Annotated in this window: 13 protein-coding genes; 10 read left to right on the top strand and 3 right to left on the bottom strand. The window is 72.2% G+C overall.

The window, feature by feature from the left end; genetic code table 11:
- Positions 1-1,289 (top strand): hypothetical protein (locus G6045_RS35765; protein ID WP_235968527.1); only part of this gene is annotated, 1,289 nt, incomplete at its 5' end.
- Between the two features lie 40 nt (positions 1,290-1,329).
- On the opposite strand, the gene G6045_RS35760 is transcribed toward G6045_RS35765, so the two are convergent.
- Both G6045_RS35760 and ypfJ read right to left on the bottom strand, forming a co-directional pair.
- Positions 1,330-1,728 (bottom strand): VOC family protein, encoded by a 399-nt coding sequence (locus tag G6045_RS35760; RefSeq protein ID WP_165336383.1) that lies wholly within the window; start codon positions 1,726-1,728, stop codon positions 1,330-1,332.
- A 118-nt stretch (positions 1,729-1,846) separates the two neighbouring features.
- Complete coding sequence (gene ypfJ, locus G6045_RS35755) at positions 1,847-2,734, bottom strand: KPN_02809 family neutral zinc metallopeptidase (protein ID WP_165336382.1); 888 nt, start codon at positions 2,732-2,734, stop codon at positions 1,847-1,849.
- A gap of 396 nt (positions 2,735-3,130) precedes the next feature.
- On the opposite strand from ypfJ, the gene G6045_RS35750 reads away from it, so the two are divergent.
- From G6045_RS35750 to G6045_RS35735, 4 genes are all read left to right on the top strand, one after another.
- The gene (locus G6045_RS35750; protein ID WP_165336381.1) at positions 3,131-3,769 is read left to right on the top strand and encodes an outer membrane protein assembly factor BamB family protein; all 639 of its coding nucleotides are present in this window, start codon (positions 3,131-3,133) and stop codon (positions 3,767-3,769) included.
- A 143-nt stretch (positions 3,770-3,912) separates the two neighbouring features.
- Positions 3,913-5,511, top strand: coding sequence for an ABC-F family ATP-binding cassette domain-containing protein (locus G6045_RS35745; RefSeq protein ID WP_165336380.1), 1,599 nt, complete (start codon positions 3,913-3,915; stop codon positions 5,509-5,511).
- Positions 5,512-5,907: 396 nt separating this feature from the next.
- Positions 5,908-6,126 (top strand): helix-turn-helix domain-containing protein, encoded by a 219-nt coding sequence (locus G6045_RS35740; protein WP_199553106.1) that lies wholly within the window; start codon positions 5,908-5,910, stop codon positions 6,124-6,126.
- 153 nt (positions 6,127-6,279) lie between these two features.
- The gene (locus G6045_RS35735) at positions 6,280-7,083 is read left to right on the top strand and encodes an enoyl-CoA hydratase/isomerase family protein (protein WP_165336378.1); all 804 of its coding nucleotides are present in this window, start codon (positions 6,280-6,282) and stop codon (positions 7,081-7,083) included.
- A gap of 38 nt (positions 7,084-7,121) precedes the next feature.
- On the opposite strand, the gene G6045_RS35730 is transcribed toward G6045_RS35735, so the two are convergent.
- Positions 7,122-7,841, bottom strand: a complete 720-nt coding sequence (locus G6045_RS35730; RefSeq protein ID WP_165336377.1) for a nucleopolyhedrovirus P10 family protein — start codon at positions 7,839-7,841, stop codon at positions 7,122-7,124.
- An 82-nt stretch (positions 7,842-7,923) separates the two neighbouring features.
- Between G6045_RS35730 and G6045_RS35725 the strand changes: the two genes are divergently transcribed.
- The 5 genes from G6045_RS35725 to amaP all read left to right on the top strand — a co-directional run bounded on the left by G6045_RS35725 (position 7,924) and on the right by amaP (position 10,341).
- Entirely contained in the window at positions 7,924-8,394 is a 471-nt protein-coding gene (locus tag G6045_RS35725) for an Asp23/Gls24 family envelope stress response protein (RefSeq protein ID WP_165336376.1), read from the top strand.
- Between the two features lie 94 nt (positions 8,395-8,488).
- Positions 8,489-8,686, top strand: coding sequence for a hypothetical protein (locus tag G6045_RS35720; protein ID WP_165336375.1), 198 nt, complete (start codon positions 8,489-8,491; stop codon positions 8,684-8,686).
- The gene (locus G6045_RS35715) at positions 8,686-9,048 is read left to right on the top strand and encodes an Asp23/Gls24 family envelope stress response protein (protein ID WP_165336374.1); all 363 of its coding nucleotides are present in this window, start codon (positions 8,686-8,688) and stop codon (positions 9,046-9,048) included. Before G6045_RS35720 ends, G6045_RS35715 begins: the two co-directional genes overlap by 1 nt.
- On the top strand, positions 9,045-9,758 hold the full coding sequence (locus G6045_RS35710) for a DUF6286 domain-containing protein (RefSeq protein ID WP_165336373.1): 714 nt from the start codon (positions 9,045-9,047) through the stop codon (positions 9,756-9,758). Before G6045_RS35715 ends, G6045_RS35710 begins: the two co-directional genes overlap by 4 nt.
- Positions 9,759-9,762: 4 nt before the next feature.
- Positions 9,763-10,341: an alkaline shock response membrane anchor protein AmaP gene (amaP, locus tag G6045_RS35705; protein ID WP_165336372.1), complete on the top strand. Its 579-nt coding sequence runs from the start codon at positions 9,763-9,765 to the stop codon at positions 10,339-10,341.
- Positions 10,342-10,406 lie beyond the last annotated feature (65 nt).

Genomic DNA, 10,406 nt, shown 5'->3' with positions numbered 1-10,406 from the left:
CCCCCAGGCCGCCCGAGGGCACACCCGCCCCCGCGCAGCTCGCCACGATGGCGCGCAAGGGCCTGGCCGCCGCCGCACGGATCGCCCGCTGGGCCGGCGACACCGGCAGCGCGGGACAGCAGAACGTGCTGCGCACCGCGCCCGGCGGCGCCCTCACCCCGGACATCGCCGAACGGGCCGCCGCACAACTGGAGCTGACACCTCAGCAGGTACGCACCGACTGGGACACCGCACGTCTGGCGGGCCTGATCGAGGTGCACGGCGACAGCGCCCGCGCGGGCTGGCGGCTGCGCGCCTGGGACCGGGACGACTCGGCGGTCCTGCGCGGGTGGGTCGCCCTGTTCGACGCGTGGTCCCTGGTGCACCCGGCGCCCGCCGAGCTCGCCCCCGCCGCGGTGGCCGAAGTGGTCGAGGCCGTACCGCAGTTGCTGTCCGTGCTTCAGCTCTCCCAGGGCCCCCTCCCGCTGCCCCAGCTGCTCGACCTCCTCGGGCAGCGCGTCACCGAACTCCGCGACGAGCGCTGCGAGATCCCCTACGGGCCGCAGGCCGAACCGGTCTCCGCCGAAACGGACTTGGCCCCGCTGCTCGACTGGGCGCTCACCGGCCTCGCCGCCGTCGGCGCACTGACCCTCGACGCGGACCAGGCGACGATGACGCCGCTCGGCAGCTGGGCGGTCTGGGTCAAGCTGGAACAGATCATCGTGGCCGCGCAGAGCCCGGCGGGGAACATCGAGCAGCACGCCGAGGGCATGCTCCGTGGCTGCGCCCGGCTGCGCCCCAACGCCGCCCGCGCCGAATACCGCGCCTGGCTGGCCGCGCGCCCCGTGCGCAGCGCCGTCACCGAGCTCCTCGACGCGGCCCGCGGCGACGACTCCCTGCTGCGAGGCCTCGCCTTCGAAGCCCTGCGCGTGGTCGGCGCCCCCGCCGAACCGGACGTACGCGCCGCCTCCGACGAGCTGCTGCTGCGTCCGTACGCCCTGATCTGGCTCGCCGAGCACGAGGGCTGCGACCCCGAGGACGTGCACACGGTGCTCACCCGCGAGGAATCCACCTGGCTCTGGGTGGACACGGCCGCGGCGGTCGCGGACCACGGTGAAGCGACCCTGCTCGTACGGCATTTGGAAGCGGCGGTGCAGCCGACGATCCCGCAGCTGCTCGCCGAGATCCGCGCGGTCGGCCACCCCCGTACCGTCCAGGTCCTGGTCGCGCTGGCGGCCGCCCACCCGGACCCGGCTCTCGCCAAGGCGGTACGTCGGGCGGCCTTCCAAGTCCACACCGGCGGGGCGTGACAGCGCTCTGCGCTGCGGCGCCCCCTCGGCGGGGCGGAGCTCAGCCGGCCTGCGGGCTGTAGTTCCCGAAGCTCCAGATGTTGCCCTCGAGATCGCGGGCCATGTAGTCCCGCGATCCGTAGTCCTGGTCGGTGGGCGGCATCAGGATCTCGACGCCGTGCTCCACGGACCGCTTGTGATGGGTGTCGACGTCGTCGATGTGGATGAACAGACCGACAGGACCGGCGTTCTCCATCGCCTTGGCGAAGGCTCCGCCGCGCCCCTTCGAGCTCAGCATCACGACGCCGTTGCCATACGTGAGCTCGCAGTGCTCGACGATGCCGCCCTCGCCCTCGAACAGCGCGGTCTCGGCGAAGCCGAACGCCTCCGTGAGCTGGCGGATCGCCGCCTTGGCGTCCGCGTAGAGCAGGGTCGGAGTGATGGACGGTGACTGTGCCATGGTGATCCACTCCTTAAGGATTTCCATACGGATGTGACCTTGCGTCCCAGTCTGGCACCCGCCACTGACAATCCTCCCGGCCCCCTGTCAGGCCCTGTCCGCCGTCACCCGTCCGCGGTCACCGGAAGGTGTTGCACTGGGCCATGTCGCCGGTGCGGTACCCCTGGTAGAACCACTGCTGGCGCTGCTCGGCGGAGCCGTGCGTCCAGTTCTCCGGCGACACCCTGCCCTGGAACCGCTCCTGGATCCGGTCGTCGCCGACGGCCGCGGCCGCGCTCAGACCGTCGCGGATGTCCTCGTCCGTGAGCGAGGTGATCAGCGGCCGGCCGGTGGCGTCGTCCGGGGTGGTCGTCGCGTGCTTGGCCCACACACCGGCGTAGCAGTCGGCCTGCAGCTCGACCCGTACGGCATTGCTGTTGGCGCCGGTCCGTCCGTCCTGGGCGCGCTGCAGCGTGCCGGCCAGGTTCTGGATGTGGTGGCCGTACTCGTGCGCCACCACATAGGCCTGGGCGAACGGTCCGCCGCTGGAGCCGAACTTGGTCCGCAGCTCGTTGAAGAAGCCCAGGTCCAGATAGACCTTCCGGTCCCCGGGGCAGTAGAAGGGCCCGACCGCCGAGCTCGCGGCGCCGCACGCGGTGTTGACGCGGCCGGAGAAGAACACCGTCTGTGCGGCGCCGTACCGGGCATTGCGGCGCGGGAACTCCTGGCGCCAGTAGTCCTGCACGCTGTTGACCACCGCGACCATCCGGCAGTCGTCCTTGGTGTTCGCGTCCTGTCCGGTCCGGCAGGTCTGCTGCACCTGGGCGGCGCTCGACGCGGTGTCCGTGGGGTCGTCATTGCCCGAGGCCAGGCCCAGATTGTCCGGGCCGACACCGAAGAAGAGCCCCATGATCAGCGCGATGATGCCGGCGAACCCGCCGCCGATGGCCGCCTTGCTCTTCATCCGGCTGCCGCGGACGTCGCTGACTTCCGAGGTGTCCAGATTGGCGTTGTCGTCGAACTGCACGGGCGCACCATCCTTAGGCCGATATCGGAGGCTCGGCTCCTTCATCCTGTTACGCCCGGTCGCAACGGGCGTGGGCAGAGGACCGAACGGGCGACCCGGGACCACCGGCCTGCCGTGTCGGACGCCTCACGGACCGCCCGCGCGCGGCGCCGGGACTACGCTCTGCGCCGGATCCGAGGCCGCGCGCCCTGTGCGGTCGGGCCGGCGAAGAGCAGTGACGAGGGGGCCTATGTGAGCGGCGGACCGGGGGCCTATGTGAGCGGCGGACCGATGCGGACCGGAACCCTTGTGGCCGCGGAGCGTGAGCCCCGCGCCGACGGCCGCCCGGCGGGCGGCCCCTATGCGCCGCCCCGGCCGCCCGGACCCCGGCGCCCCCCGCGCCGCACGTCGCGCCTGATGCTTCCCCTCGCGCTCGCCCTCGCCGCGGCCGCCCCGCTGCTCACCGCCGCCCATGACGCACGCCACGCCCCCTTCGGCGACCGTCTGGTGCGGCACGCCGCCGTGGCCGAGGGCGAGCCCCGGCTCCGTATCGAGGGCGAGGCGGTCCGCGCGTACGACCCCCAGAGCGGCCGCACCCGCTGGACCCACGCCCGCGACGGGCGCCGGCCGCTCGCGCTGCTGCCCGCGACCGGGCACGCGGTCACGCTCTGGGACGACGGGCTGATCACCGACACGGTGCGCGACGGCAGCGCGGTGCGCTGGCACCGGGCCATTCCCGGCGGGGCGCGCCGGCTGCGCGAGAACGGGGCCGAGGGCGTGCTGAGGGCCCTGGATCCCGAGGCGCGGATGGTGGCCGTGGTGACCCCGCAGCGGATCACGGCCTACCGCAGCGCGGACGGCGATCTGCGCTGGGTGCTGCCCGCGCGGCGCGGCTGCGCCTTCGCGCCGGAACGAGGGGTGCGTCACGGCCGTGCGTGGGTGCTCGCGCAGCCGTGTGCGGGCGACGCGGCGCCCTGGCCGCAGCAGGTCGTCGCGGTCGACGACCTCGGCCGGATCGCCCCGGACCGGCGCCCGATGGGCAACGACCTGCCGTAACGGGCCTGCCGTACCGGCCCCAAAAGCAGTTGCCTCCCACCGCTAGAATTGCCGTATGGCCATTCTCCTCGTGCATTAGGCGGCGTCGACACGTCCCTCAGCCCTGTCCTCGCCGCATCCCACCCTGCCCAGGAGTCTGTCCCGTGATCACCGCAACCGGCATCGAGCTGCGCGCCGGCGCCCGCATCCTCATCGAGAACGCCACCTTCCGCGTAGCCAAGGGCGACCGCATCGGTCTGGTCGGGCGCAACGGCGCCGGCAAGACCACGCTCACCAAGTGCCTCGCCGGCGAGGGCCAGCCCGCGGGCGGCACCATCACGCGCTCCGGCGAGGTCGGCTATCTGCCACAGGACCCGCGTACCGGCGACCTCGACATCCTGGCCCGCGACCGCATCCTGTCGGCCCGCGGCCTGGACACCCTGATCCAGAAGATGCGGCAGAACGAGGAGCGCATCGCCAACGGCCAGGGCGGTACGCGCGAGAAGGCGCTGCGGCAGTACGAGCGCCAGGAGACCGAGTTCCTCACCAAGGGCGGATACGCCGCCGAGGCCGAGGCCGCCACCATCGCCGCCGCGCTCGGTCTGCCCGACCGGGTGCTCGGCCAGCCGCTGCATACGCTCTCCGGCGGTCAGCGCCGCCGCGTCGAGCTCGCGCGGATCCTGTTCTCGGACGCCGACACCCTGCTCCTCGACGAGCCGACGAACCACCTCGACGCCGACTCGATCGTCTGGCTGCGCGAGTACCTCAAGACGTACCGCGGCGGCTTCATCGTGATCTCCCACGATGTCGACCTGGTCGAGACGGTGGTCAACAAGGTCTTCTATCTGGACGCCAACCGCTCCCACATCGACGTCTACAACATGGGCTGGAAGCTCTACCAGCAGCAGCGCGAGGCCGACGAGAAGCGCCGCAAGCGCGAGCGGCAGAACGCCGAGAAGAAGGCCGCGGCCCTCAACTCGCAGGCCGACAAGATGCGCGCCAAGGCCACCAAGACCGTGGCCGCGCAGAACATGGCCCGCCGCGCCGAGAAGCTGCTCTCCGGCCTCGAAGCGGTGCGCGTGAACGACAAGGTCGCCAAGCTGCGCTTCCCGGACCCCTCGCCGTGCGGCAAGACGCCGCTCATGGCCGAGGGCCTTTCCAAGTCGTACGGCTCCCTTGAGATCTTCACCGATGTCGATCTGGCCATCGACAAGGGGTCCAGGGTCGTCATCCTCGGTCTCAACGGTGCGGGAAAGACCACCCTGTTGAGGCTCCTGGCCGGCGCCGAGAAGCCCGACACCGGCAAGGTCCTCGAGGGCCACGGCCTCAAGCTCGGCTACTACGCGCAGGAGCACGAGACCCTCGACCCGGAGCGCACCGTCCTGGAGAACATGCGCTCCGCGGCCCCGGACCTCGATCTCGTCGAGGTCCGCAAGACGCTCGGCTCGTTCCTGTTCTCCGGCGACGACGTCGACAAGCCGGCCGGGGTCCTGTCCGGCGGCGAGAAGACCCGGCTCGCGCTCGCGACGCTCGTGGTCTCCTCCGCCAACGTGCTGCTGCTCGACGAGCCCACCAACAACCTCGACCCGGCCAGCCGCGAGGAGATCCTCGGCGCGCTGCGCACGTACAAGGGCGCGGTCGTGCTCGTCACGCACGACGAGGGCGCGGTCGAGGCGCTGCAGCCGGAGCGCATCATCCTGCTGCCCGACGGCGTCGAGGACCTGTGGGGCGCGGACTACGCGGACCTCGTGGCGCTCGCGTAAGGCTTCGCGGGCGGCGCATCGCGGCAGTGCAGCCTTGGGGCGGCTCGTCCCGAACACGAGAGGACGAGCCTGATCCACTTCGTCTGGATCATTCTGCTGACGCGTGATCCTTCGTATGAGTGAGATCGCCTAGTACCGCGGTGTGTCGTACACCGGATCAAGGGATGGCCTGGCCGTGTGCGGTTGACCGTGACCTTGTACGCCTTGACCTGCCGGTTCGTTCATGGACCTGTTCGACCCGGTGAACCGAGGTCACCGGAATCATTCCCTCCGTTAGTGAGGAACCACTTGGAGGCGCCCATTCCGGCCGGACGGACCTTGCCGAATGGGTGGCCAGGACGCTCAAGAGGGGTGATCATGAGAAGTCCAGAGCGCACTTCCCATGAGGAGGCACGGGTGGCCGAGACTCTGAAGAAGGGCAGCCGGGTAACCGGCGCCGCGCGCGACAAGCTCGCGGCAGACCTGAAGAAGCAGTACGACTCCGGTGCAAGCATCCGAGCGCTGGCCGAATCGACCGGTCGCTCGTATGGCTTCGTCCACCGGATGCTCAGCGAGTCCGGGGTCACGCTGCGGGGACGCGGCGGGGCGACGCGGGGCAAGAAGGCGGCTTCCTGACGTCTTCGGACGTACAGGATGTCTTCGGCGTTTCCAGCGTCGGGATGCCCTTTGTCTTCGGTGGTGGCCACCCGGTCGGTCCGGTGACCGGCCGGGTGGTTACTGTGCAGTCACTTCATTGCTGTTTCTGACTGCGGCCACGCGGAGACCCCCATGACCTCGAACGACACCTCCGGCACCGTCGTCCTCGACAAGGACGGCGTCCGGCTCACCATCGACGACACGCTCGCCACGGTGACCCTGGCCAACGCGGCCAAGCGCAACGCCCAAAGTCCTGCACTCTGGCGGGCGTTGACCGAGGCCGGCCGGGCGCTGCCGGGCAGCGTGCGCGTGGTGGTCCTGCGCGGGGAGGGCAAATCGTTCTCCGCCGGTCTCGACCGGCAGGCCTTCACACCGGAGGGGTTCGAGGGCGAGCCCTCGTTCCTGGAGATGGCGCGCGGCGGTGACGCGGAGCTCGATGCGGTCATCGCCGAGTACCAGGAGGCGTTCACGTGGTGGCGGCGCAGTGATGTGCTGACCATCGCGGCCGTACAGGGGCATGCGATCGGTGCCGGTTTCCAGCTGGCGCTCGCCTGTGATCTGCGGGTCGCGGCCGAGGACGCCCAGTTCGCCATGCGCGAGACCAGCCTGGGGCTCGTCCCCGATCTGACCGGCACGCATCCGCTGGTCGGCCTGGTCGGCTATGCGCGCGCCCTGGAGATCTGTGTCACCGGGCGCTTCGTGCACGCGGACGAGGCGGGGCGTATCGGCCTCGCCAACCTCGTCGTGCCCGGATCCGAACTCGACGCCGCCGTACGCGACTTGGCGGGCGCCCTGCTCGCCGCGCCGCGCGATGCCGTCGTCGAGACCAAGGCGCTGCTTCAGGGTGCGGTGAGCCGCTCCTACGAGGACCAGCGCGTCGCCGAGCGTGCGGCGCAGGCGCGGCGGCTGCGGGATCTGGCGGGTCTGGGCGACTGACTCCCGTTCCCGCTCTCGGCGGCCGATCCCGCCCCGGCTCATGCGAGTCCGTCGACCTCCGTGACCAGAACCGCCACCGTCGGCCGGTCGGGCAGCGCCGCGGAAGCGGCGCGGCGGACCGCCAGGGCGACCTCGAGTGCGTTGTGGTGCGCGGCGGTCGCCAGGTCGATACGCAGGTGGCGCGCCGCCAGCGCACCGGGCGAGCGGCGCTCCTCCACCAGGACGGCGCGGCCCGTGCCCGCCTGCGTCCCCGTCAGCCGGGTCACTCCCGGTACGGCCAGGGCGGCGCGGGCGGCCGGGTCGCGGCCGGGGTCGGTGCGGGCCGTCCGAACGCGCCTGCCCGGCGCGGGGGTTGCGGCCGTGAGCTCCTCGGGCTCGACCAGCTCCGTGATGCGCAGATCCACCGACTCGACCACCAGGCCGAGCCCGTGCGCGGCGATCGCGAGCCCCGACCGCAGCCGCTGCGCGACGGCCGGCAACGGCTCGTCCGCCGACGCCGCGCATTCGGCCGTCATCCGCAGCGGCCCGGGCGGCAGCGCACTCGGCGGTCCGGGCACCACGGGCTCGGCGGCCGCGTCCGGGTCGGCGAGCGCAAGCCGTACCGCATCGAGGCGCACTCCCCGTAACGCCGCGGCGGCACGTGCCAGGACCGCGCGCGCCGCCGACTCCGCGATCCACGCCCCGTCGGCGGGTCCGCCGAGCGCCAACAGCCGTCCCAGGCCCAGTTGTTGACGTATCGCCTGTGCCAAACCGTCCATGGATGCAGCTTGCCCGGTGACCGACGGGGCACCCGCACTTACCGTGGGCGAAGGAGCGCAATCGGCGGCGAGGGGACAGGCGATGACCGAGACCGTACAGCCGGGCCAGGAAGTCACGTTGGAGGCCGCGGCAGGGGAACAGACCGGCGCGGGCGTGAAGAAGCGGGGCGGCGGCGATCCCGCGACACGAGGACGCACCACGATCGCCGACGGCGTCGTCGAGAAGATCGCCGGGCTCGCGGCCCGCGATGTGGTCGGCGTGCACGCGATGGGTCTGTCGCGGACCTTCGGCGCCGTACGCGACCGCGTACCCGGCGCCAAGGCCGTGACGCGGGGTGTCAAGGCCGAGGTCGGCGAGGTGCAGACGGCGCTCGATCTGGAGATCGTCGTGGACTACGGCGTCTCGATCGTCGACGTGGCCCGCGCCGTACGCGAGAACGTGATCGCCGCCGTCGAGCGGATGACCGGACTCGAAGTCGTCGAGGTCAACATCGCGGTCGGCGATGTGAAGCTGCCCGACGAGGAGGACGACGACGAGGCGCGGCTCCAGTGAGACCTCCCGGAGCGAGCCCCGGCCATGGTCGCCGGGCCTTTGGCTGTCGCCCGAGGCCCGGCACGTACCGACGCGGACGTGAGAAGGGTGAGCGATGAGCAGGGCTTCGATCGGGCTGCTCGCGGGGATGGCGCTCGGATTCGCCGCGTACTTCGGCGGGTTCGGCGCGTTCCTGCTCGTGGCGGCGCTCGGCGCGCTCGGGTTTCTCGTCGGGCGGTACGCGGACGGAGATCTGGACCTGGGCGATCTCTTCCGCGGCCGCGGTGAGTCACGCGGCGACCGGCACCGCTGATGACCGCGTCCGGCAGTCCCGGCGTGCGGGCGGTGCCCCCGGGCGACCGTGGCGCGACCACCATCGCCGACCGGGTCGTGGAGAAGATCGCCGCGTACGCGGCCCGTGAGGCGCTCGGCCCGGGTGCGCCCGCGGACGGCCGGGCGCCCCAGGCCGCGGTGCGCGTGCGGGAGCGGGTCGTGCGGGCGCGCATCACGCTCGAGCTCGGCTACCCGAGCGACATCGGCGCCCAGTGCGCGGCCGTGCGTCGTCAAGTCGCCCAGCGGGTAGAGGCGTTGGCGGGGATGGCCGTGCCCGAGGTGGCGGTCCAGGTGGAGCGGCTGCATCCGGTGCGGACGCAGGCGGTGGGGAGGACACGATGAGCGAAGGACCCGAAGGGCGGGCGGCGCCGCCCGGCCCCGAGAGCGAGGGCACGACACGGAGCCTGCCCGTCCTGGAGAAGGCCGAGGTGCTGCAACGGGCGCAGTCCGAGCTCGACCAGTCGGCGTCCGCCGCGCGCTACGGCCCGGTGGTCACGCCCGAGGAGGACGGTGACGGCAGCCGGCTGTGGTCGGTGCGCCGGATCCCCGCGGCGGTGCTCGCGCTGCTGCTCGCGGCCGGCGCGGGACTGCTGATCTACGACCTCGCGGCCGTACGGGCCGAACAGTCCGCGATGGCCTGGCGCAAGGAACTCGCCGGTCGGCTCGCGGTCAGGACGCTGGACGATCCCTGGGTGCTCGCCGGGGCCGCGGTGGTCGTGGTGCTCGGCATCGGGCTCCTGGTCCTCGCGGTGGCTCCCGGACACCGGTCCGCGCTGCCGATGCGCAGCGGCAACGCCGACGTCCACGCGTGGCTGGACAGCGGCGCCGCCGCGCTCGTGCTGCGGGACCGGGCGATGGAGGTGTCCGGTGTGCAGTCGGTGCGCGTGCGGGTGTACCGGTCGAAGGTCGATGTGCGGGCCGTCTCGCACTTCCGTGAACTCGACGAGGTACGGGCCGACTTGGACACCGCGCTCGGCGACGGCATCAAGTCCCTCGGCCTGGTCGCGGGCCCCGCGCTGTCGGTGACCGTGTCCCGTCCCGGGAAGGGCTGAGGTCATGCTGCGGATAGCCAACCGGGTGCTGATCGGGCTTGTGGGGCTCGCGCTCCTGGTCGTGGGCGCCGGCGTGCTGATCGCGGGTCTTGGCGGGCCGCTGCCGTCGTGGTGGTTCTACGACGCCCAGGGAGATGTGGTGCTCGCCGAGTCCGCGCGGGACCGGTTCAGGGAGGACACCTGGTGGTGGCCGGCCGTGTTCGGGGCGCTGGGCGCGCTGTTCGCTCTGATGGTGTGGTCGCTTGTCGCCCAGGTCCGGCGCAACCGGCTCACCGAGGTGCTCGTGGACAGCGGGGACGGGCAGGGTGCGCTGCTGCGGGCACGGGCTCTGGCGGGTGTACTGGCCGGTGCCGCGGAGGAGTTGGACGGGGTCGGGCGGGCGGATGTGCTGCTTGTCGGGCGGCGCAATGCGCCTTCGGCGCGGGTTCATCTCGTGCTGGAGGCGCATGCGGCTCCTCGCGAGACCTTGCAGCACCTCACGTATGAGGCGCTGACGACGGCGCGGGACTCGGCCGGTCTCGACCGGCTGCCGGCGGAGGTGGAGATGGGGGCGGCGAAGAGGCGGGCCTCGCGGGTGAGTTGAGGGTCCGGGTGCGTTCCGGTTGCGGTGCGGGGCGCCGGCGGCGGGCTTTTCTCCCCGCCCCGCCC

Origin of the sequence: Streptomyces mesophilus, from assembly GCF_011044995.1 — a bacterium.
GTDB classification, from domain to species: Bacteria; Actinomycetota; Actinomycetes; order Streptomycetales; family Streptomycetaceae; genus Streptomyces; species Streptomyces mesophilus.
Note: the sequence above shows the minus strand (reverse complement) of the source record. Positions and strands in the feature narration are given on the sequence as shown.